Source organism: Bacillus yapensis (assembly GCF_005280205.1).
GTDB lineage: Bacteria > Bacillota > Bacilli > Bacillales > Cytobacillaceae > Robertmurraya > Robertmurraya yapensis.
Genome location: NZ_SUND01000018.1, coordinates 31,474 through 55,698, shown reverse-complemented (window position 1 = coordinate 55,698; position 24,225 = coordinate 31,474). Strand labels below are relative to the sequence as shown.

The 24,225-nt window shown below is 38.8% G+C and carries 17 protein-coding genes and 1 riboswitch; of the genes, 1 reads left to right on the top strand and 16 read right to left on the bottom strand.

What is annotated here, in order from left to right; genetic code table 11:
- Positions 1-425: 425 nt before the first annotated feature.
- The 9 genes from FAR12_RS18915 to FAR12_RS18875 all read right to left on the bottom strand — a co-directional run bounded on the left by FAR12_RS18915 (position 426) and on the right by FAR12_RS18875 (position 12,944).
- Positions 426-1,565, bottom strand: coding sequence for a methyl-accepting chemotaxis protein (locus tag FAR12_RS18915; RefSeq protein ID WP_425456202.1), 1,140 nt, complete (start codon positions 1,563-1,565; stop codon positions 426-428).
- A 626-nt stretch (positions 1,566-2,191) separates the two neighbouring features.
- Entirely contained in the window at positions 2,192-3,832 is a 1,641-nt protein-coding gene (locus FAR12_RS18910) for a pyridoxal phosphate-dependent decarboxylase family protein (protein WP_126410381.1), read from the bottom strand.
- A gap of 21 nt (positions 3,833-3,853) precedes the next feature.
- The gene (locus FAR12_RS18905) at positions 3,854-5,224 is read right to left on the bottom strand and encodes a sodium-dependent transporter (protein WP_126410337.1); all 1,371 of its coding nucleotides are present in this window, start codon (positions 5,222-5,224) and stop codon (positions 3,854-3,856) included.
- 124 nt (positions 5,225-5,348) lie between these two features.
- Positions 5,349-5,433: riboswitch (cyclic di-GMP riboswitch) on the bottom strand.
- Between the two features lie 259 nt (positions 5,434-5,692).
- Positions 5,693-6,514: an MBL fold metallo-hydrolase gene (locus FAR12_RS18900; protein WP_126410336.1), complete on the bottom strand. Its 822-nt coding sequence runs from the start codon at positions 6,512-6,514 to the stop codon at positions 5,693-5,695.
- Between the two features lie 255 nt (positions 6,515-6,769).
- Positions 6,770-8,191: an aldehyde dehydrogenase family protein gene (locus FAR12_RS18895; protein ID WP_126410335.1), complete on the bottom strand. Its 1,422-nt coding sequence runs from the start codon at positions 8,189-8,191 to the stop codon at positions 6,770-6,772.
- A gap of 173 nt (positions 8,192-8,364) precedes the next feature.
- Positions 8,365-8,856: a PTS sugar transporter subunit IIA gene (locus FAR12_RS18890; RefSeq protein ID WP_170972254.1), complete on the bottom strand. Its 492-nt coding sequence runs from the start codon at positions 8,854-8,856 to the stop codon at positions 8,365-8,367.
- A gap of 254 nt (positions 8,857-9,110) precedes the next feature.
- Entirely contained in the window at positions 9,111-10,436 is a 1,326-nt protein-coding gene (locus FAR12_RS18885; protein WP_212734398.1) for a 6-phospho-alpha-glucosidase, read from the bottom strand.
- A gap of 32 nt (positions 10,437-10,468) precedes the next feature.
- A complete protein-coding gene (locus tag FAR12_RS18880) occupies positions 10,469-12,058 on the bottom strand; it encodes a PTS transporter subunit EIIC (protein ID WP_126410333.1) in 1,590 nt (529 codons plus the stop codon).
- A gap of 121 nt (positions 12,059-12,179) precedes the next feature.
- A complete protein-coding gene (locus FAR12_RS18875) occupies positions 12,180-12,944 on the bottom strand; it encodes a MurR/RpiR family transcriptional regulator (RefSeq protein WP_126410332.1) in 765 nt (254 codons plus the stop codon).
- Positions 12,945-13,174: 230 nt separating this feature from the next.
- Here FAR12_RS18875 and FAR12_RS18870 point away from each other — a divergent pair, with 230 nt between their 5' ends.
- Entirely contained in the window at positions 13,175-14,878 is a 1,704-nt protein-coding gene (locus FAR12_RS18870; RefSeq protein ID WP_126410331.1) for an IS200/IS605 family accessory protein TnpB-related protein, read from the top strand.
- Positions 14,879-15,047: 169 nt separating this feature from the next.
- On the opposite strand, the gene sipW is transcribed toward FAR12_RS18870, so the two are convergent.
- The 7 genes from sipW to FAR12_RS18835 form a co-directional block, all read right to left on the bottom strand.
- Positions 15,048-15,623 (bottom strand): signal peptidase I SipW, encoded by a 576-nt coding sequence (sipW, locus tag FAR12_RS18865; protein ID WP_126410330.1) that lies wholly within the window; start codon positions 15,621-15,623, stop codon positions 15,048-15,050.
- Between the two features lie 45 nt (positions 15,624-15,668).
- Positions 15,669-16,427: an amyloid fiber anchoring/assembly protein TapA gene (tapA, locus tag FAR12_RS18860; RefSeq protein WP_126410329.1), complete on the bottom strand. Its 759-nt coding sequence runs from the start codon at positions 16,425-16,427 to the stop codon at positions 15,669-15,671.
- A gap of 126 nt (positions 16,428-16,553) precedes the next feature.
- Positions 16,554-17,156 (bottom strand): TasA family protein, encoded by a 603-nt coding sequence (locus FAR12_RS18855; RefSeq protein ID WP_126410328.1) that lies wholly within the window; start codon positions 17,154-17,156, stop codon positions 16,554-16,556.
- A 177-nt stretch (positions 17,157-17,333) separates the two neighbouring features.
- Positions 17,334-17,654 (bottom strand): hypothetical protein, encoded by a 321-nt coding sequence (locus FAR12_RS18850; protein WP_126410327.1) that lies wholly within the window; start codon positions 17,652-17,654, stop codon positions 17,334-17,336.
- A 77-nt stretch (positions 17,655-17,731) separates the two neighbouring features.
- Positions 17,732-22,030, bottom strand: coding sequence for a S8 family peptidase (locus FAR12_RS18845; protein WP_126410379.1), 4,299 nt, complete (start codon positions 22,028-22,030; stop codon positions 17,732-17,734).
- A gap of 438 nt (positions 22,031-22,468) precedes the next feature.
- Positions 22,469-23,290: a carbohydrate ABC transporter permease gene (locus FAR12_RS18840; RefSeq protein ID WP_126410326.1), complete on the bottom strand. Its 822-nt coding sequence runs from the start codon at positions 23,288-23,290 to the stop codon at positions 22,469-22,471.
- Positions 23,291-24,175 (bottom strand): carbohydrate ABC transporter permease, encoded by an 885-nt coding sequence (locus FAR12_RS18835; RefSeq protein WP_425456201.1) that lies wholly within the window; start codon positions 24,173-24,175, stop codon positions 23,291-23,293.
- Positions 24,176-24,225: the final 50 nt, after the last annotated feature.

Here is a 24,225-nt window from a genome sequence, read left to right as displayed (position 1 = left end):
CTCATTTTTTTAATGATTTGTAATTTCCTAGCTAAATAACCTAGAACTTGTCATGGAATGTCGAAGAGATGTGGTAGAGGCGTTTCTATGAAGGTAGCCGGTATTGAGGACAATAATCGCGGGATTTTTGTGAAAAATGTCCTCATGCAGCGAGCATGAGGACATTGACTACTGGGTACATATAAACAATGTCCCCATGAACTGGTCATGGAGACATTAATCACCGGATTTCTATAAAGAGTGTCCGCATGAAGCGGTCATGGAGACATTAATCACCGGATTCTTTCAAAAGTTGTCCCCATGAGCGCGTCATAAAGACATCTATCACTGGATTCCTATGATAAGTGTCCTCATGCAGCCAGCATGAGGACACTGAGCTCTAGACTCATAGAAAAGTTGTCTCCATGAACCAGGCTACTAAAATCTTACGCCTTAAATCTAGTCACCATCGACTGTAGCTCGTTCGCTAATTTGTTTAATTTTTGAGCCGCATCAGACAATTGGCTAATGGATTCCATTTGTTCCTGCGTGCTTGCTTCAATTTCTAGTGTGAACTCAGAATTGTTGCTTGCAATCGCCGTTAATTCCTTAGATGTTGCAGATACCTCTTCAGCGCCGGCTGAGATTTCCTGTGAAGAAGCAGAAATACTTTCGATTTTTGATGAGATTTGATCCGTGTACGCTTTAATCTTCTCAAAAAGTTGTCCTGTAGCATGTGCGTACTCTGTTCCTTTTTGTGTTTCTTTCGTACCGACTACCATTGCAGATACAGCTTTGCTTGTCTCTACTTGAATCTCCTCAATAATCTTAGAAATTCTTTCAGTTGATTTAGATGATTCCTCAGCCAATTTTCGAACCTCTTGTGCGACCACCGCAAATCCTTTTCCATGCTCACCAGCGCGAGCTGCTTCGATTGCTGCATTTAGCGCAAGTAAGTTGGTCTGTGCTGAAATTCCTGTAATGACATCTAGAATGCTGCTAATTTCATCTGAGCGCTCTTGTAAAGAACTCACAACCTGACTGGATTTTTCTACTGTCTCGTTAATCGTATCCATTTGCGCTACTACACTTCGAATAGACGTTAATCCATCGTGTGCAAATGATTCCATATCCTTTGATACTTGAGCAATATCTTGTGAGAAACTTGCGATTTCACCAATTCCAATTGCCATTTGTTCAATCGCTGCAGATGATTCCATGACAGAGGTTTCAAGGACCTGAGTTTCATTTGTCATTTGCTTAATGTTATCACTCACTTGAGTAGATGCATCCATCGATTGATCCGTCACTTGTTTTACAAGACCTGATGATTGTAAAACAGTTGTAGACGTTTCACCAATTTTGCTAATCATTTGTTTCAATTCTAAAGCCATATCGTTGAAGGCCTCGTTCATTTTTCCAAGATCATCTTCTCGAGTTGGTAAATTGATATCTAAGTTGCCATTTCTCATTTCGTCAATTCCTACACTTAAGTGCTTCAATGGCTGAGCATTTTTACGAATCGCAAAAATTTGCACTAGCACAAACACAATCAGTAAAGGAATTAGGATGAAAAGTGAATTCATTAGGAATCGACTTGTTCCCTCCGTTACCATGCTTGCATCTACATCAACACCGAAATAGGCATACACTTCACCTGAGCTGTTACTAATCGGGTAAAGTACTGTGATCCATGTTCCAAAGTCATCCTCATACACTTCCGTTGACGTTGGTTTCTTTGTTTCTACAAGCTTTTTGATTTCATCCACGATTAACGGTGGCTGTTCATACAGATCCCCAATATGGATATCAAATTCAGCTAACGCATCAATCATATGACGTGGTGTTGAAATAATGACCGATTGGTTTCCTTCTTGGAGATCAGTTCCAAGGACATACCCTTGCGCAACCATCGGGTTATTTTCTGAAATGGAATCAAAAAACTCAATAAGCTTCTTCTGATCAGGGCCATTCGTATTAGGGTTTTCTGCCGCTTTTTCAACTAAATCAAGCTTAATTTTTTCTCCCCATTGATTCGCGATAGTCATCGCTTGATTTTCCATTTCTTTTTCTAAGACGCTTTTTTGAATCTCGATACTACTAACAAGTAGAATAACTCCAATTAGTAGCATTAAAATGGTCGTTAAAAGAATCGTTTTTAGCGTAAATGATAGCTGTTTTAACTTTTTCATCACTTATCCCTCTTCCCTATCTAGTATACAAGCACTTGTTCTCGAGTTTTCAGGAAAAATTCTAGATGCTCTTTTAAGAAACCAACATAGCGGTCGACCTCTTCCATTGTTGTGTATGGTGAAATCGAGAAAAATTTGTGCGCATAAACAGATATTTGTTTGCTAGAATTTGCTGCTGCCACGAGACGTTGTTTTTTTGTATTTCCAAAAAAGACGGTATCGCGCTCAGCACCAATAACTTCTGCAAAGTCATCATTAAATTGATTAATCTCTGTTATTTCTTCAGCTGTTAAACGGCCATTCAATTCGTCATTCCATTTCACCGTTTCAGGATAAAAACGGAATGTGGTAATCGGAGAAACTTCGTTTGTTATGGCTACACTCGGCACCGCTTCTGTTAACTTCTCTCTAAAAGCCATATTGACGCGAATATAGTTCGCTAACAGCTCTTGATAGCCTTCCACACCAAATGCTAATAGTGAAGCATAAATCGCCATAGCACTACCCATTCGAGAACACTCGAGTGTGTACCCCGTATGATAGCTACCGTAGCCACGATTTCCAACATACGGAGTTTCATCCGCATCTAAATCCACATACTTCAGGTTTTCTCGATTTTTGATTAAAAATAGACTCGTGATATATGGTGTTTGTCCAAGCTTATGAAAATCGAATACCATACTATCTGCAAGATTGATATGTTTGAACTTCTGCTGATACGTTTTTAATACGTCACAAACACTGCCTTCTAGACTTAAAGGATTTCTTTCAAAGTCATACTCATTAAAGAAGGTATACATCCCACCCATAGCCGTGTCAGCATGGATATAGACTGGATCTAAGCCGTGCTTTCGTTCCAATTCCTCGGTTAAGCTCTTGATTCCAGCAAGATCGTCAATTCCAAATGTATCGGTTGTACCCATTGTCGCAAGGACATAAAGAGGAACTCCGCCTTTTGCGATGACAAGCTCCATTTTTTCCTTTAAATCTTCTAGATTCATAGAATGATCGTCATTAACCTTGACGCGAATCATGTGGTCGACGCCAATTCCAGTCGCTTCTACAGATTTATAAAGGCTGTAGTGTGAAAGCTCTGAACAGAAGCAATAGAGATTTTCAGGTACACCCGTTTGATTTGAAGCAGGTGCATAACGAGCAATCGCAAGGCGTAAGGAGTTAAAAACAGCCCCTTGTCCACCCCAAGTTGTGTAGCCTGTGCTGATATTTTCGTCGTAGCCGATCATTTTAGAAAGCATACTTGTTACTTCGACTTCTGCTGTTGCAGCCGCTGGGCCTTCTACATCCCACAGTCCATTGCCATTAACGAGCACCATAACTAGATTTCCGATAATACTTGCAATATTTGGTAGAGGAGCTGCATTGGCTACATAGTTTCGATTGACGTAACGATGTCCTTCTACCAATTTAAGAAGCTCTTGTATGACTTCCTCCATCGGCACGCCCATTTTCGGGACATTTGCTTTTTGAATCACACGATTATAGTAATCTTCCGTGTAGTCCGGCATTTTTCCTAACGTTAACTTGTTCGGATCCTTTAACGCATCGATTTTTGTTAAAATCGTCTTAAAGTGGGACAATACGTCCTCTCTTTGACCGTCATTTCCGTCCATGCTAGGAAATAATTTTTGTATATCGTTCATTGATGTCATGTTTATTCCCTCCTAGATGTTAAATAGAGCTAAAATCCAATCGGATATTCCTGCCGCATCGATAAAGACAACGATGATCGCAATTGGGACGATGTATTTTAAGGAAAAATAACAGATTGAAAAGAACGTGTATCCGACGTTCGAGCCCTGTTTTAATTCTGCAAACAATTCTGCTTTTGGTATTTTCCTTGAGACAAAAATTGAAATTAATAAGGCACCTAATGGCATTAAAATATTGCTTACAGCATAATCCATCAGGTCAAATATCGTCTTATCAAATAGTTTTGCGTCTGCTAACACGCCATAAGATAGACATGACGGGATTCCGACGATAAAAATAAGAATTCCAATTATCCAAGTTGTCTTTTTACGCTTACTCGCATCATTTTTCGTAACAGCCGCCACTATAATTTCGATCATCGAGAATGCTGATGTTAAGGCAGCAAATAAGAATAAGATTAAGAACGCCAAGAAGAACAGCATCCCAAATGGCATTTGGCTAAAGACTGCTGGTAAAACTGAGAAAATTAACACAGGTCCCGCATTTGGTTCGAGTCCAAACGAGAATACACCTGGAAAAATGGCCAAGCCTGCTAATAAAGCAATAACAACATTTAAGATAATGATAGAGATACCAGATTGAGGTAGGTTTTGCGTCTTTGGTAAGTAAGAGGCATATGTAAGCATGACCGAAACCCCTAATGAAAGGGTAAAAAACGCTTGTCCTAGTGCAAATAAAATACTCTCAGATGTCAGTTTTGAAAAATCAGGTACCAGTAGGAATTTCACACCCTCCATCGCACCATCTAAGCTCAACGAACGAATCACCAATGTGATAAAAAGAATAAGTAATGCTGGCATCATCACTTTACTTGCAAGCTCGATTCCTTTTTGCACCCCTTGGGCAACAACAAAAATCGTAATGAGCATGAATGCAAGCTGTGCAAAAATCGTTGAATATGGTTCAGAGATAATCTCCCCAAACATCTGCCCATACTGGTCCTGCGTCAAACCAGATAATCCACCGCTCAAAATCTTGAGAATATAAAGGATGATCCATCCACCGACAACACTATAAAATGATAAAAGTATGAAACTTGTAAAAACACCAATTTTTCCAATAAAGTTCCACTTCGGACTTGATGCTAGTTTGCTATAGGTTTGAATCGGATCACTTTGACCCATTCTTCCAATCATGAATTCTCCTAATAATAAAGGCATTCCTAAAACGAGTGTAAATGCTAAGAAAATTAGGAAGAAGGCTCCTCCTCCACCCGTTCCTGCGACGTAAGGGAATTTCCAGATGGCTCCCAAACCAATAGCTGACCCCGCTGCTGCTAAAACGAAGCCGATTTTTGATTTCCATTGTTCTTGTTGTGACATTTCTACTTCCTTTCCTTTTGAATACCATTCCTTCTAGTTGCTAGACAATTTTCGACAAAAAAAGTCCACACTAGGTGGACATAAAAAGGCAAAAATCAGCCTTATTAAGTAACTATCCAACCTTTTCGGCAACCCGGCTGCCATAGAATGATTTCATTAGGCCCGCAGCTTTGCGTCCCCATCTTTCAATGGGTTTGCTATTATCGAAGGAGTATTACAAAAATAAAATTATTATTCGATTCTTACCCCTACAAAACTCACCCATTTGGGTAAAAGATAGGAATAAAGCGTTATAAAAAGATGTTTACTTTTTCTACAACAGTATGATTTTACCATTATTATTATACTAATAAAAGGTGTAAATTGTCCTATAAAATTTCTTGTAGCCTTTTCCTTGCACAAAAAAGAGCCTCCCATAAGATCAACGATCCTATAGGAAACCCTTTAAAACCCAAGAAAATAAAAGAATTAGGTGTTAAACAAAGTACCATTTAATGCTGCAATATATCGAGCCGCTGACTTTTGTACAGCGTTTTTTGCATCTTCTTTTACAATTCGATGAAAAGCATTATATAGTCGGTCAAATTTCAATTCATTTACTCTCTTTGCTATTTCTTGTACTTTAGAGACAGGTAGTGGGATTAAATTAGGATAGCTATACATAAAACTAACCCACTCGCGGTCTGCAACAACTTGAATGATATCACCCGATAGCAAAATTCCCTTTTGCTCATTCCCATCTTTCCATTCTAAGACAGAACCACCCTTAAAATGCCCACCTAAACGATGTATAACTTTGCCTTTATCTAATTCGAGGGATTCCCCTGACCAAAAGATGATTTTATCACTTCGTCTTGTGACCCATTCTTTATCATCTTCATGAATATAGATAGGTGCATTGAATATTTCTGCCCATTCAACTTGTGTGGAATAATAATGTGGATGGGAAAGGGCAATCGCTTGGAGGCCACCTAAATCTTCTATCCTTTTTATCGTCGCCTCATCTATATATGTGATACAATCCCACATCATATTGAAACCTTCACTTTGTACTATGTACGCCGTTTGACCGATTCCGAAATCTGGAGTAGTTTTCAGGCTGTATAAGCCTGTTTCCTCCAAATTCAAGTTATTCTTATATCCGTTTTTACTCATTTCCCCTAAGGTTGTCCAAGACTGTCCATTAGGATTTACATATTGTCTTTCTTCATTACAAATCGTACATTGTTCTGGTGATTCAGTTGAACCTTCATATTGAACTCCACAGGTTGCACAAATATGGTAGTTCAAGATTTCCACCTCCGTGTTTTACAAATGAACTCTATTAAATGATACATTAAATGTATGAATATTTCTAAATATTCTGTCCTGCGCTCATTCCGAAGCGAGTACTCCAATCATTTCCCTATATATGTAAAAGACTACTTCCTTGTATTAGGAAGTAGTCCATTTTGCAGATAAAGTAAACGATATCAAATCAAATTCATATTGCTATATTCCATATTATGAGCTGCCATTAAATTCTTAACTGCATCTGCAGAGATATTAGTTTTGATTCCAAACAACAAGCTTTGTTTCGGTCATTTCATGAATCGCATATTTTAGTCCTTCTTTACCCGTGCCGCTTTCTTTCACGCCACCATATGGCATTTGGTCGACACGGTAGGTTGGAATATCATTAATCATGACACCGCCGACTTCTAACTCTTTTGAAGCTTTGAAGGCTGTTTGAATATCATTTGTGAAAATTCCTGCTTGGAGACCATAATTGGAATCATTAATGGCTGCAATTCCTTCTTCTACAGAAGAAATTCTGTTGACGACTACAATCGGAGCAAAAACTTCCTGACATGAAACCTTTAACGTCGCATCTACATTTGTTAAAATCGTTGGCATAAAGACGCCATCAGCGATATTGCCACCTGCTACAACCTCAGCACCGTTTTCCATTGCCTCTTGTACCCAGCTAAGAGCTCGATCTTGTTCAACTGGATTGATCATGGCAGAGATATCTGTTGTTTCATCAAGCGGACTACCGACCACTAACTGCTTCGTAGCAGCTGTAAATTGTTCAACAAATTCATCAAAAAGTTCATCCATGACATAGGTACGTTGTAACGAAATACAGACTTGCCCTTGGTTTGAAAAAGCACCTGTCACACATTTCGGAACGATTTGGGCTAAATCTACATTTTTATCAATAATTAAGCCCGCATTTGATCCAAGCTCAAGAGCCACTTTTTTCAAGCCCGCCTTGTTGCGAATATCAATTCCTACACCAGGGCTGCCGGTGAATGTAATCATTTTGACTTTGTCACTCTTTACCAATGCATCCCCAACGATTCTGCCACTACCTGTAATGACGTTAAAGGCACCTTTAGGCAATGCTGTCTGGTCAATTAATTCAGCTAAAAATAGAGCTGAAAGTGGCGTTTGGGAAGCTGGCTTCAGTACGATAGTATTCCCAGATGCAATAGCCGGTCCTACTTTATGTGCTACTAAGTTTTGCGGGAAGTTAAATGGCGTAATCGCACCAATCACTCCGAGTGGTTGCTCGATTGTGTAACCAAAGCGATTAGCACCGTTTTTTGCCGCGTCCATCGGGATCATTTCACCAGTTAAACGCTTTGCTTCTTCCGCAGCAAATTTATACGTTTCAATCGTACGATCGATTTCGCCTAACGCGAATTTCATTGGCTTTGCTGCTTCTAACGAGATAATCTCAGCAGCCTTTTGACGGTTCTCCATGAATAGTTGTGCAATATGTTCTAAAATCACTGCGCGCTCATAAGCAGTCAGTTCTTCCATTTGCTTTCTTGAATTATGGGCAATGTCAATTGCTTGTTCTACTTCTCCAAGAGTTGCTTGTGGAATTTGAGCAATGACTTCTTTAGAATAAGGGGAGTAGAGATCAGCATATTTCTCTGCAGTCTTCCATTCACCATTTACATAATATTGCTTTTTCATATTCATACCCTCTTTTGTGTTTTAGGTTGGTTCTATTCATCTATATTTTAACAGAGTATTCTTAATCCACAAAATCTTTCGACTTTTAAAAACTATTGCATTCTATCAATCTCCAATGAGAAAAAGCTTCCCACCAGTTTTTGAATAACTCATGAGAAGCCTTTTTAAATAATCTATTTCATTTTCACTTGTAGCAAAACGGATTTGCCGAATGTTACTAGGTTTGCTTCTGTTTTGGTTAAGGATTCTACCGCTTCAGAGTTGGTGATAACAATTGGTGATATTGTGCTTTCTGCTTTTTCTTTCACAAGGTCCAAATCAAAGGTAACAAGTGTGTCACCTGCTTTAACTTTGTCACCTTGTTTCACATGGCCTGTGAATCCTTCTCCACCCATGGCGACCGTTTCCATCCCAATATGAATTAAGACTTCTAACCCATCTTGGGTGCGAATCCCAACAGCATGATTGGTTGGAAAAATTTGTGCAATCTCTCCATCTACAGGAGCAACGACTACCCCTTCAACAGGCTCAATCGCAATGCCATCTCCTATCATTTTCTGACTAAACACTTGGTCTGGTACATCTTCAATTTTAACTACTTTTCCCGTAATTGGTGCAACAAGGTCTACCAATGTCTCTTTTTTTCCAAACAGTTTCTTCAACATCCTAATTATCTCCTTTTGATTTAGGCTCTTTACTTCTATCTTTTTTGTAAATGTCCTAATTTTTTTTCTTCGAAAAAAAATCTAAAGCCGACATTTACACATCTTATATGATTTAGAGGTACTTATTATTTATGTACAGCACTTTTCGCTACTACTTTTATTGTTTTTATTTAAAAAAACATCTTTGCGAAAAGTGCCTTATGAAAAGGGCGAAAAAGCACTATGCATTTTTCGCCCTTTCTCTCTATCTACTATTATTTTAATTCTGGCCAGTACCCTTTGTTTGCTTCGATTAAATCATCTAAAAGGTCTTTCGCCACTTTTGCACTTGGTACTGTTTTAGAAAGCGTTAATGCCTGCCATAACTTTTGGTAGCTGCCTTCAACATAAGCTTGAACAACTAATTTTTCGACCGTAACCTGTTGGTACATTAGAGCACGTTGGAATTCAGGAATCTTACCTTGGCTTAATGGTTCTGGACCATCCGTTCCAACGATACATGGAACCTCTACCATTGCATCATCGTCAAAGTTAGCAATTGCTCCGTTGTTTTCTACGATTAATAGCATTCTTTCATGTGTGTTAAAAGCAATCGCACGAGCTAAGTCGACAACAAAGGTTGCATGTGCGCCCATTTCGAATTCAGAGCCTTCTGCTGTTCCTTTTTCAACAATCGCTTTTGCTGTTGAGAAAACTGTTTTTTCGCGGCCATCGATGACTTCATTCGCTCTTGAATAGTTCGGATTTGAATGTTCAACCACATAATCAGGATACAAATAGTATTTTAAATACGTATTTGGTAAGAATCTTGGGTCAACTGCGAGTAAATCCTTCGCCTTTTTATGTGTTTCTTGCCAGCTAGCATCCATATGCTGCGTATCTACTTCTTTTTGCGTTAGGTAGCCATTCTCTGCTACATAGTCACGAATTTGTGGAAGATATTCGTTTCCTTCCTTGTCCTTAACACTTGTCCACCAACCAAAGTGGTTTAATCCGAAGTAACGTACTTCTAAATCTTTCGGTTCTTTGCCAATGATATGAGACATTCTGCGCAATGTTCCAACTGGCATATCACAAATGTTCAATACCTTTGAATTAGGACGTAAAACGCGGCATGCTTCTGCTACGATTGCTGCAGGGTTAGAATAGTTTAACATCCAGCAGTCCGGTGAATATTTTTCCATCAGGTCAATCATTTCGATCATGTCACCGATGCTTCGCATTCCATACGCAATTCCGCCTGGTCCGCATGTTTCTTGGCCAACTACTCCATATTTTAAAGGAATCTTTTCATCCTTTTCACGCATTTCGTATTTTCCAGTACGGATATGGGCGAAACAGAAGTCAACATCTGTGAACGCTTCTTCTGGGTTTGTCGTAAAAGTATACTCAATATCTGGAGCTTTTTCTTTTAAAACGATATCAAGTGCTTCACCTAAAACAGCCTGTCTTTGTTCGTCATTATCATATAATTTTAATTTACGAAGTGGAAAACGATCCAAGTTATCCAGTAACATCATCACGATTCCTGGTGTATAAGTGCTTCCTCCGCCTGCAATAACTACTGAGAATTTTTTCATGTTCTCCATTCCCTTCTACTGTTTTATATTTTTTATTCGTTTGCCGAAAATCCTAAATAACTGTCTACTGCTTTTCGAATGCTTGTTACCTGTAATCCATAAACAACTTGAACATTTTTATCTCGAATGATGACTCCACTAGCACCTGTTTGTTGCTTCAACACATCTTCATCAACAGCCTCTGGGTTATCTAGAGTTAATCGAAGTCTTGTGTAGCAGTTTGTGACTGTATTAATATTACTTGCTCCACCTAGTGCGCCAACAATAACTCCAGCAATGTCATCCTCAGCTTCTGGATTAGATACGCCAGCTTTTTTCTCGTTGTAATCTTTCTTTGAATATAATTTTGTTTCTTCGCCTGCATCTTCTCTTCCGACTGTTTTAAAGTTGAACTTTGTAATTAAGAAACGGAACACAAGATAATAGATACCGAAGTAGATTAGACCTACTAAAATGTACATTGGCCAATGTGTTTTTTCGATTCCTAACGGTAAGTTGAATAATAGGAAGTCAATCATTCCGTTTGGACCAATTGCTCTAACATCTAATAAATTCAATGTCACCATGCTTAGACCACTTAAAGCAGCGTGAACTACGAATAATAATGGAGCGACAAACATGAATGAGAATTCGATTGGTTCTGTTACACCTGCAATCATAGAAGTAACTGCAGCTGGTATTAAAATCGCTTTTACCTTACGCTTGTTCTCTGGCTTCGCACAATGGTACATCGCCAAACATGCTCCGATTAAACCGAACATTTTTGAAATACCACGAGCGTCCCATATAACACTTTCAGAAAGAACCTTTACAGCTGGGTCAGCGATTTCTGCGTAGTAAATGTTTCTCGCACCTTCATAGACTTGCCCACCAACATCTACTACACCACCCAATGTTGTGTATAAAAATGGTGTATAAACTAAATGATGTAGTCCAGTTGGAATTAACAAACGCTCCAACGCGCCATATAAGAAAATTCCGAAGCTTCCACTGTGATTAATCAGTGTTCCCAGTTGATTGATTCCACTTTGGAAGAACGGCCAGATATAAGTAAGTGCAATTGATAGTAAAACAACGACTGGTATCAGTACGATAAAGACAAATCGTGAGCCACCATAAATTTGAAAAGCACCTTTGAATTCCTTATCAATAAACTTGTTATGAACCATGGCTGTGATTGCTCCGAGAATCAATCCTAGGAACACACCCATGTCAAGAATTTGTACCCCTAATACTAGAGTTTGTCCGGTTCCCTGTAAGGACTCTCCTTCAAAAAGCACCCCGCTGAGACCCATGAATTTATTCATTGCATTTACAAACACTAAATATCCTAATAAAGCAGTGAATCCAGCAAACGCTTTCTCTTTATTCGCCAAACCGACCGCGATACCAACACAGAATATGAGTCCTAAGTTACCAAGAATAGATACTAAAGATCCGGTTAAAATGGTTCCGAATCCTGTCGTAATCGGATTATCTAAAAATGGCATTACTTCCATTAATCTTGCGTTTGTTAATAAATTTCCTAAGGCAATTAAAATACCAGCAATTGGTAGAATAAGTACTGGAATGAACATAGCTTTTGAAAAGCGCTGCATGCCATCCATGATTTTTGTTTTCATATTGCCTTCCCCCTATGCATTTTTTCTAACACGTTTAGATTACAATGTAACCGCTTTACTGTCGATAGATTCGAGAAGTTAAAAAACGTGTTTCACTCATAGAAACACGTTTCATGAATTCCTATTCTTTTTTTGAAAGAAACCCTTCAATATACTGTTTGAAAATGAATTCAAACATAAGAAGTAGACTTGGAAAGAAGCTGTTCGGTAACATGTTTCGGTCATCGAGCTTATTATGGTCAATTATTTTAAAGTTTAAATCAGATTGATTCGCAATCCGATTATTCGTTTCTTTTGTAAACGAGACAGTAAAAATACGATGTTCCTTAGCTGCCAGTAACTTATCAATGACCACCTGAGTTTCACCTGATTTCGAGATGACAACGAGTGCACCTATATCCTCAAGATTATTTTCGAAAACACCGATAGAATCTGTTCCACTGGCGAAAATCGTTTTTCTCCCTAAAACCAATAGCTTTTTATATAGATACTCTCCTGCAATCGCGGAAAAGCCAGTTGCATAAACAAAGATATATTTTTGGTTAAGCTTGAGCACTTTTTCAATAAACATTTCAATTTCCGCAATCGTATTATGGGTCAAGAGATCGTGCTGGCTACTTCCTAAAAAGTCTTCGTTCATTTCGTTATTCGGAGTATCCACTTTTTTCACGAGTGGTAATAGCTGATAATACATATCGATAAATCCGCTATAACCCAATTTTTTTGATAGACGAATCACCGTCGCTGGGGAAGTGAAATTTTCCTTCGCAATCGTACGTACACCTTTTTGCAATACATTATCAATGTTCGTGACAATATATTGGACAAGTTGAACGTCTAGTTCCGTTAAATTTTTCCCTTGAATCAACTTGCTAATATCAATCATCTATACATCACTCTCAATCTTGGGAGCATGCTCCTGTTACTGTTCAATTTATATTATCGGATTAGCAATTTATCTACACTAGCGAGAAGACTCCTTCCTCAACGACGTAGGGAGGAGATGAATCGCTTTTTGTGTCTAATTTCGGAATTAAATGAAATTTAAAGGACAACGTTTTGAGAATTTGATAAAATAAAATTAAGAACAGACGTTCCTTTAGGGGTGGTTGAGAAATGAGGAAAACCTATTTTTCTACTCGTGTATACAAAAATATGTTACCTGAAAAATATAACGACTCTATTTCTCATACCCTTCTTTTGTTCAGTCGTTCTAAACACTTCGCATTTCAAACACAAGTATTAGAAAAACGTTCGAATGAATCGAGGAGAAAAAAATCTCTGCATCTTACCGTAAAAGAACGTTTTCAATTGAATGATCATTATGCAGGTAGTGCTATTCAAGAAGCGAATGCCCTAATCCAATCTCAAAATGAACTTCGAAAAATGTATATAGAAAACAAAGAAGTTCAAATGACTTCAGTTAAAAAGAAAATAAAATCAACCAGACGCCATTTAACTACTCTTTTAAAAATCAAACAATCCTTTGTAAACGGAAATCCAAAATTTAATCAAAACTCTAGAGAACAACAAGTTGGACATTTTTTTGTCGTGAAATTCTATAAAAAAACAGACATTTACTATCACGCCTATCAGTTTGAACATGACTATTTAGATGTTCAAATCGCTCATTTCAAAAATAGATTAGGTAGATTGAAATTCAGATTAGATAGGTTGCAAAAACAAGTAAAAAGTTTGAAACATAATAGTAACAGTGTAGTTTTTGGCACGAAAAAATTATTTAAAGCACAACATACAATAGAAAACTATCAAAACGACCATCAACAGTGGCGAAAAGATTGGGAACAAGCTCGCTATCATCAAATGACGATTAGTGGGCGAAAAGATGCCAAGGTCGGCAATTTCGTGTTTTGTTATATTCCGGGGAAGCAAAAACTACAATTTATAACCCCGGATGGTACTAAGATAGAAATTGACAATCTTGTATTTCCGTATGGTCAAGAACAGGTTGACCACTCAATTGAAACACAGATGAGCTGCAAAAACAAAAAGAAATACGGAAAGCCAATTGCGTGGTCTGTCGAAGACCATGGGGACTACTATATTTTTAAGTGTATAGTGGATGTTCCAGAAAACCCTCAAAAAAATTTTAGTCGGGCAGACGGCTTATTAGGATTAGATTTAAATATAGACCACATCGCATGGTCCAATATCAATGCAAAAGGTCAACTGATAAAATCAGGTGTGTTTTCTTTTGATTTAGAAGGAAAAACGTCTGAACAAATAACCAAAGTCATTGAAAACAAAGCCGTAGTGATTGTTGATTTAGCGATGAAGTTAAATAAGCCAATTGCTTTGGAAAAATTAAATACCACCCAATCAAAAGTTTCTCATCCATACGGCAATAGAAAAGCCAATAAAATGATGAGTCAATTTGCATATAATAAAATGATTTCTGCCATTAAAAACCGGGCAGAGAAAATGGGGGTAGCCGTGTTTGATGTGAATCCCGCTTATACCTCCCAAATTGGAAAAATCAAATACATGAAGCGTTTGGGAATCTCGATTCACCAAGCTGCTTCTTATGTGATTGCACGTCGTGCAATGGGATTCAAAGAAACGCTTCCACCAGTGTTGCATTCCCTGTTACCGGAGAAGATAGCAGGTCTACATCACTGGGCGCAGTGGAAGTGGGTTTCATCATGCCTATCCTATGTTCGTAAACACTCGTTCTATCGGATAGAACTTTCTGCCTGCGACAAGATTGACTCGCTGAATCAACTCTTTCCTCAAGGGGCTCTCTCAGACTTGGAGGCAAAAGGTTTGTCAAAGGTGAGAAGTAGAAAACCCATTGCCTAGTTGAACGGGCGATGGTCTACTAAATTCTTTAGTAGCCTTTTTAGGAATCCCCTTCCTCAAAAATTCATTTGGATTTTAGGTAGGGGTAGTTCAACTACAATGCTTTTATTAATATTATACACAACGAACAAACAAGACTGAACAGGCTATCTGTTCAGTCTTTCTATCTTTATTTGGTACCCGCGACACTCTCAGGTGAGTTTTCCTTTTTATGTTGTGTAAAGGCCCTCCAAATGGCTACTAATGAATAGCCGAACAGTAGTAAGCCAGGGATTAAAAAAAGGAGCAAGCTTCCACCCTTTGACTTTGTAAATTCAATGAAATACCCGATGTATGGAATGGTGATATTCGTATATTCTCCGATGACATTCTGTGGTAAAACAAGGTTCATATCTTTCGTTTTATTACTATCGCCCTTCATCCTATACATTGTTTGCCCATTTTTTTGCACCACATCTACGATACGATGTGTAACAATTCTGTTTTCAGTTGCTTTAAAAGTGATGATGTCGTTTTCTTTAAAAGTTGTTGGGTCTCCACCTGTCTTTACGATAACAATAGAACCGGTTTTGATATTCGGCTCCATGGAACCAGATAGAACTGTTTTGATTTGATAGCCAAATAGGTTTGGTTCTCCACCTGAAAAAATGGCTGAACCAATGACAAAAAACATAAACAGAAGGGCTACATAAAATAGAAAGGCTAAGATTTTGCTAAGCAACCTAGTTATAGATTTTAGAATCATTAATATTCTCTCCTATTCCCTATCTAATCTGGCTATAAAACAGACCTACTCTTCTAGTTCATCCTGCTCCTCCTGAATGTGCTGTCCTTGATCACCTACTTGTTCTTCTAGTACTTCTTCTGCTTCTTGTACTTTTTGTTCTTCTTGTTCCTCTTTTACTTCTTGTTCTTCCACTATCTCTTGTTGTTCTTGGGCAATCTCTTCAACTTCTTGTTCTATTTGTTCTTTTTGTTCTTCATTTGTAGGAATCTGTTGTTCAATACCTTCTTGCACCCCTTTTTCTGGTGTTGCCTCTCCCTCTGCTGATTTATCAATACAAGTAACTTGAATTTTTTCACTCCATACGACTGAGCGTGATTCATAGTTTTCTTGATAGCCAGGTCGCTGAAAAACTTTAAAGGTGTAAAATCCAGGTTTATCAGCTTGATAGGTTAGATTCAATGTACTGTTTGACTTCACTTCCTCAATTATACCCTCAGCTATTTTTTGATTCGGCTGCAAGGAATCAGCGTAGTGTACTTCATATTCTGTGGTTCCTATCATAGAAAATCCTTTATTCACGATTCCAGCTTTGATCGTAACAGGAGTACATGAAACCACATTTTTGGGGTAATTCGTTGTAAATTGCAAATCGCTTTTATCCCACCAGGTGCCCACTTGGATGACAGAATCCCATTGCTCACTATCACTATAGTAAGCTTCAGTTCTAGAGGTAACCAATGAAGTAGTTAATAGAAATACATACACAAATGCAAGTAAGATGACTAAAATAAACATTTTACGAACGTTAAATAAATGTTTCATTCGTACCTCCCTTTCTTTAATTGTTATCTTAAATGTACACTTGGGTGTTGTAGACTTAAGATAGCAATCAAAAACTAGTAAACGAGATTGAGAATCTGATCAATCTCGTTTACGCTATACCTTACATCACTCTTTATGTTCTCCTTCACCTTGCTGCGCCTCTAATGAAAGTGTTAAGTTTAAGGAATCACCTTGGAATTGATTTTGATCCTCGCCATTGTCAACAAATTCGAATTGGACAAACATCAGATCACTAGTACCGGCTTCAAGACCACTCTGTTCAAAACCTTCAAGTACTCTCAACTCTACTAAGTCAGGAGTCAGATTTTGAAGATCGTATAAAGTAGTTGAGTAGACAATGTCGTTATATTCAAATGGGCTTTGCTTGTCCACATTCTCAAGGAAATTCACACGGATATGCTTTCCGAAGTCATCAGTGTTATCACCATTTGCATCATTCACGGTATAAGAGGTATTCAGTACGACTTCAGAAATATCAATGGAACCTAAATTATCAAGATAAAATACTCGGTTCATCCAATCCCCTGGCTTGATCCCATCTACATCAATAACGACTTCAGGATCAACGGCTAAATCTAGCGTTCCTGCTACAAACGAACCAGATGCCTCCGCAGTATCACTAAAGTACGAATAAGTCCCTCCGGCCAATAGCGACAATCCTAGTGCAGCTGATGCTAGACTTAGTCCAATTCTCTTTTTTACATTCATTCGTCCATCCTCCTTTTTTTACTTTAAAAAATAATAGATTCAACCCTCTAAATTTCATACTATTTAATTCTAGTTCGTTCTTATTAGAGAATCGTTACTGATATATATGACAAGCTTTCTCGTAAAATACTAAAATATTTTAATATTTTTCAAAAATCTACTAGAAAATAGAATTACTTATTTTCCACTTGAGTGAACCCTTTTTAATTTCCCTTGAAAGCCTGATACTTTTTCTAGTTCAGGTCTACCTAGGGCAGGTCTTTCAGGTCTCTCTTTTTGTTGTAGGGTTGGCCTATTTTCGACAATAGGAGCCGTGCTACCTACAGTTTCTTTTCTAGGAGATACCGTCTTCTCTATTTCCTTTGCTTCACGCTCATAGACTTGGCCTCTGGATGTGTTTTCTTTTGAAAAAGCTGAGATTGAAAAATAAGTTAGGGTAAAAACAAAAGTGACCGATATGATAATTGAAAGTAGAGTAGTCTTTCCTTTTCGTTTCAATTACTTCTCTTCCTTTCGGGAAAAAACAATTATTTTAGGAAGGATGTAAGTTGCCTTACATCCTCCCCGTACTATTTTTATCTTGGTAAATTTGGAAGATCTGGTCTGCCAGGTCTAGGTGCTACCGGTCTATCTTTATCACCAGGGCTCCAAACGTTAATATAAAGTTTACCTGCAGCTGTTGCTCGAGATACGTTACCATATGCATCTCTTGCAATGACTTCGATTTCTACTCCAGATGCACTAATGCTAGCAGGTGCAGTCCAAGTAGCTTCATAGTGACCTGGCTCCACTTCTGTGAATGGAAGCTCTGTTTCACTACTTTGAGTAGCGTTATTTGCAACTGGCAAGCGTAGCGCAAAGCTTGCGTCTAAATCTTCTTCACTTGTGAAAGAAATAGTGACCGTATCATTTTCACCAGTTCTCAGCGTTACGTCTTGAGCAGGTTGAATATTAGCAATCTCAATTTCATCATATTTAGCATCAATGACTACTTCTTGAGTTGTCGAGTTTCCAGCCTTATCCGTTGCAACGACGGCAATTGTGTTCTCGCCATTATCAAGGATAATTCGTTTAGAGTATGAACCATCAGTTACAGTCGCATTTTGTCCATTAACCGTTACTTTATCGATATTAGCATCCGCAACTGTACCTTCTACTGTGACTGTTTCTTTATTTGTTTTCGTTCCATCTGCCGGACTTGTAATTGTTAGTTCAGGCGCAGCTTGATCCAGTACAACAGTAACAGCTTCCGATGCATCCGTCATACCAGTTTCTGTTGCAGCCTTAGCTGTAAGGCTATTAGCTCCATCACTTAATGTGATAGGAAGAGAATACGTACCATCATCTGATGTGGCAACCGTTCCAGCTTCTTCACCATTATTGAAAACATGAACTGTAGTTGTAGGTGCAGCGCTACCTTCTACCGTTACTTCTGCTTCATTTGTAAATAAACCATCTACTGGAGAAGTAATAGTTGGTGCAGTAACCTCATAATTTACCGTAGCACGAATCATGTAGTTCCCTTCTTCTTCAGGAGCTGGATCCCACACTCCACCTACTAATTGGTAACTACGTCCTGCATATTCACCATCTTCGTCTGTAGCAAGACCTGGAGTATTTGGATTAGCATGATTTTGAATGTATACCATGTAGAAGTCACCTTCAACGATGATACCTTCTTCACTTAAGTCTACATGCGTCCAGTTTCCATCCCGAAGTGTCGTTGCATTAAACGGACCTGCAAGCTTCGTACCAGGTTTTCCATCCGCTCCATCTGCCGCATATACAGCCACCTGGAACTCATTTCCACCAGGAACTGGCCATTCAGTATCCCATGTACGGAATAATCCACCTGTAACTAATGCTTTTTCATGACCTTCAGCAAGTGACATCTTCACTCCCCAGCCATTACCTGCATCATAGAACGCTCTTGCATTTTCAGCAGTGCCATCGTCATAACCGATTTCCCCAGGGAAACCGATGAATGGCTTTAATTCGAAGTTCTGTTCAACATTTCCTTCTAAGGAAATAGAAACTTCTTGGCTATAATAACTTGGTGCAACAATTTTAAGTGTATAGTCGCCTTCATATCCAGTTAAGGAATATTGACCATCAGCACCCGTTGTTACTGGGGTAACTACAGCATCCTCTAGTAAATAAAGGGTAGCACCTTCAACTGGTTCACCTGTTTGTTCGTTAACGACTGTTCCAGTTACAGTACCTTCAGGTAATTCTTCTAAATTAAAGTTTGCAGTTGTTTCACTGTCTTGTGAAATCGATACAGTTTGTGTCTGCGAAGCATATCCATAGCTTTCAGCGATTACAGTATAATCTCCAGTTGCATGAGATAATACATAACTACCAGTTGCTGGATCTGTATTTACTGATCTGCCAGTTTCTACTACAGAAACTTTTGCTTGTAATGGCAATGCCATTGGAGAAGCAGCTTCTTCTTTCACTGTTTCTGTTTCTTTTGAAGATTGAGACATTTTTTGCTTTAACTTACTAATTTCGATTTTCTCGCCTTTCTTTGTCGTTGCTCTTTCTTTTTCAGGCTTAGCTGTTAGAGGAGAAGTTAGCTGTGTATCTGAGATTTTGAAGTCATCAATGTACCAGCCATCTCGCACAACACTTCCATCTGTTGCAACATCAAATGAGAAAATAACCGTTTCACCTGCATAGGCACTTAAATCAAATTCTGCATCGATCCAACCACCAGTTGTGCCAGTATATTCAGCGAGCGTTTCCCACGTAGTACCACCATCTGCTGTGACAAATACGCCTCCGAAATCCCAGTTATTTTCGAGGTTATACCATTGTTTAAATTGCAGATAAGCATTTCCATCTTCCGGAATACTAATTGGTAGAGTCTCTAGTGACTCATATGCATTATTGGCATATGTGCCATCTAGGTTTGTAGCAACAACTTTTTCACCAGAGAATGCTGCTCCTGGACCGCTTGTTGGAACACCCCATTCCCAAGCTTCTCCCATAGCAACTCTCCAGCCGCTAAAATTACTTTCAAAGTCTTGGAAATATCCAACAGTTGGTGATGCCTGTACAGTCATCGTATATTCGTCCGTTACAGTTTCATTTCCACCAAAGTCTACCGCTTTCCAGCGATACGTAAATGATCCTTCTGAAAACTCTTCACCAGGAATCGTCGCACTAAACGTTCCGTTTTTGTAATCACCACCAGTACGCCCAGCTTCTAACGATGCCCAAGAACCATCTTCTTTTTGATATTCTAACGAAACACTCGTGACACTAATGTTGTCTACTACTGTAGCTTCTAGAGTTAGAGGCATTCCAGCATAAACTTCAGCTGGGCCTGAATGCTCGATTACTGCCGCTTCAGTATCGTCACCATCTATCGTTACCTGACCTTTTAAAACTCCTAACCCGGAAACAACAGAAGAAACAGCATCAAACACGTTAATAATGCCGTGACCGAAACCGTTGTTTGGAGCTGTAGGATATTGAGCATTTGTTCTAGGTGTTGCTGTATCTTTTAAAATTTGTTCAACTTGATCTACTGTTAAACTACTATCTGCTTGAAGGATCAAGGCAGCCGCTCCTGCCACGTGCGGAGCAGACATCGAAGTTCCACTATTTCCACCGTATGAACTTCCTGGCATGGACGAACGAACTCCCACACCTGGAGCTGATACTTCTGGTTTCATTTCACCAGTTGGTGATGGACCTTGTAGTGAGAAGCTTGCTAATGCATCATTAATATCAGTTGCCCCTACTGCAATAGCCTCAGGGTAATTCCCTGGTGAGGATACAGAACCTGGTCCACCTGGATTTGTATCACGAACATTCCCTGCAGAGAAAATAGGTACGATACCTGCATTTCTCCACGCCGTAACAGCTGGACGATACCATTCATCTAATCCTGCCACAGTTGAGCCCCAAGAATTGTTAATGACATCTGGTGCCATTTCTGGATGTGGGTTACCTGCTTCATCCGTTGGAGCTAACATCCACTCTGCGATTTCTAAGAAGATAGCATCAGTTGCTCCTAATGGACCAAACGCTCTTGCTGCGATCCACTGTGCACCTGGTGCAACACCCACTTGGTTATTACCACTTGGGTCAGAACCTACCATTGTACCCATCGTATGAGTACCATGACCATCTGTATCAACCGGAGTAGAAGAACCATGAGGATCAAACCAACTAAAGGTGTGATCGACTTCTCCAGTTGCCGCGTTATAACCACGGTATTTTGCCATTAATGCTGGATGGTCCCATTGAACGCCTGTGTCGATATTGGCCACAACGACACCAGCACCATCAATTCCTAAGTTCCAAGTTGCTGGAGCACCGACACGGTCCACACCCCACTCAATCGCGTTTAGGACTTGTTCTTCAGTAGCTGTATCTGTATGAAGCTCATTTCTAACTTCATTCAGATTAATAGATTCTACTTCTGGAAAAGAAGCTAGTTTTTCCATGACCTCTTTCGTAGCAGTCACAGCAAGACCGTTAACAATATAGAAAGATTTAATATCCTTCGCATTTTTTTCATTTTCCAAATAAGATAGGACATTTGCTTGTGATTCTTTTGCAGTTGCTCTCAGTTCATTGACGATAGTAGAACGTTTTGCAATTTCTGTTTTAGCAGCTGTAAGTTTTTGAGAAGCTGCCTTCTTTTCAGCTTGCTTTGCTACACTTGCCGTATCCACTTGCTCTTTAAATTTGACGAGGAATGACACCTTGTCACTTTTATCAAATTTATCTATTACTTTTTTGTTAATCTTGTTTGCTGCTACTTCTTTGCTCCCATTGTAAGAAACCGACGTCCCCTTTTTCTCCGCTGCAAAAGCAGAGTTAATTGTAAAACCCGGGACCAATAAGAGCGCGCACATGATAATGCTGAAAACTCTAGCAAAATTTCTTTTTACTTTTCTCTTTACTCTCAATGAGCTTCCTCCTCTACATTTTTATAACGAACGTTTACCTCCTTTCTTAGATTCCTATATTCCATAGAAATAAAGATTTAAGTCACTAGCGCTACTTTGACACTTTTCTTGATTAAAGCAGCAAAATAGTAAACTATCTATGTAGGCATGGAGGAATATAGGTGTTACTAATATTTATTACGCACATGGGAAAAAGATAATAAAAAAGTGGACGATTTTTCCAAAAAGCCAAAAAGGGTAGATAAGTCCTATGCATACTTATTACTTTTGGATTTGATTGGTCAATCAACGCCAAATAAAAAAACTGCAGAGTCTAGTACCTCTACAGTTTTAAATCACTTAATATTATTTACAATTTAACTATCTATTAAAAATAGCCTATTTTTAACCTTTCACTGACCCTGCTAGTAACCCGCGCACGAAAAACTTACCTAAAATAATATAGACTAGCAAAGTTGGTAGCGCTGCCAATAACGCACCGGCCATTTGCACGTTCCACTGGACAATTTGACTACCCGATAAGTTTTGTAAGGCCACCATAATCGGATGATTATCTGAATTCGTAATCGTCACGGCAAACAAAAATTCATTCCAGATGTTCGTAAACTGCCAGATGGCTACGACCACAAATCCTGATATCGACAACGGCAACATGATATGCCGAAAAACACCTAAGAAATTCGCACCATCAATCTGTGCCGACTCGATCATGGAATCTGGAATATTGGCATAAAAGTTTCGAAACATCAGTGTCGTGATCGGCAAACCATACACCACATGAGTTATGATGAGCCCCCAAATTGTATTGTAGAGGCCGACCTTACTCAAAAACTGGATTAAAGGTATCAGAATGCTTTGATAAGGAATGAACATGCCGAATAGCATAACAGTAAAAATGACTTCTGACCCTTTAAAACGCCATTTAGATAATACATAGCCGTTCATCGCACCTAATACCGCTGATAGCAAGGTTGCCGGAACAACCAAGTAAATACTATTCATAAAATTCGGTGCCAGCTCTTGAAAAGCATGTGTATAGCTACTAAAGTCGAGAGAAGTCGGGAGGGACCACATTGTATTTAGTGATACTTCATCTAAAGGCTTTAAGCTCGTCACTAACATGACATAGACAGGTGTTAAAAAGAAGATTGCTAACACTACTAAGATGAAGTATTTTGCTATTGTACTAAATCTGAGCTGTGCCATCTATTGGTCCCCCCTTCTGCTCGAAATTAAATATGGAACGATAAACACTGCAACTAACAGCAACATGATAATGGCAATGGCTGCACCGTTGGCATAATAGTTCCCTCTAAATGTCGTTTCAAACATATACACACCAGGAACATCCGTCACAAAATTCGCCCCCGAGCCTGTCATAGCATAAATCAAGTCAAAGATTTTCAGTGAAATATGCGCCATAATGATGACGACACTTACGGTAATCGGCATGAGTATTGGCAAAATTACCTTTCGATAAATCTGAAACTCACTTGCCCCATCGATTCTCGCCGCTTCTCGCAATTCCTCTGGAATTCCACGTAATCCAGCAAGGTACATTGCTAACGAAAATCCTGTCATTTGCCAGACAGCTGCAATCACAACAGCAAATATAGCTACAGGTAATCCAAATTCTATTTGGCCCCATTCAAAACCAGCTAAAATTTTTGTATCTGTATACCATTTCGGTTGAATATTAAAGAATTGAAGAAATTTGTTATATCCAGTTGATGGATTTAATAACCATTGCCAAACCACACCCGTAACAACAAATGATAAGGCCATCGGAAATAAAAAGATATTCCTAAAAATGGATTCTCCCTTTAGTTTTTGATCAATCAGAATCGACAATCCTAATCCTAAAACAATGACCAATCCAATAAACAATATGGTAAAAAACACAGTATTGCGCAAATCTGCTTGAAAACGATAATCCCCAAATAAGTAAATATAATTTTTCAAGCCTGCAAATGAAAAATCTGGAACAAGCGTATTCCAATTACTCACTGAAACCCATCCTGTCCAGCCAATAAACCCATAAATAAAAATAAGGATCAGAATAAAAGAAGGCGCAAGAAAAGCTACTGCCATCGCTCGATCCTTGCTTAACCGAGTTTTCCTTTTTAGCTCCGTCTGTTGTT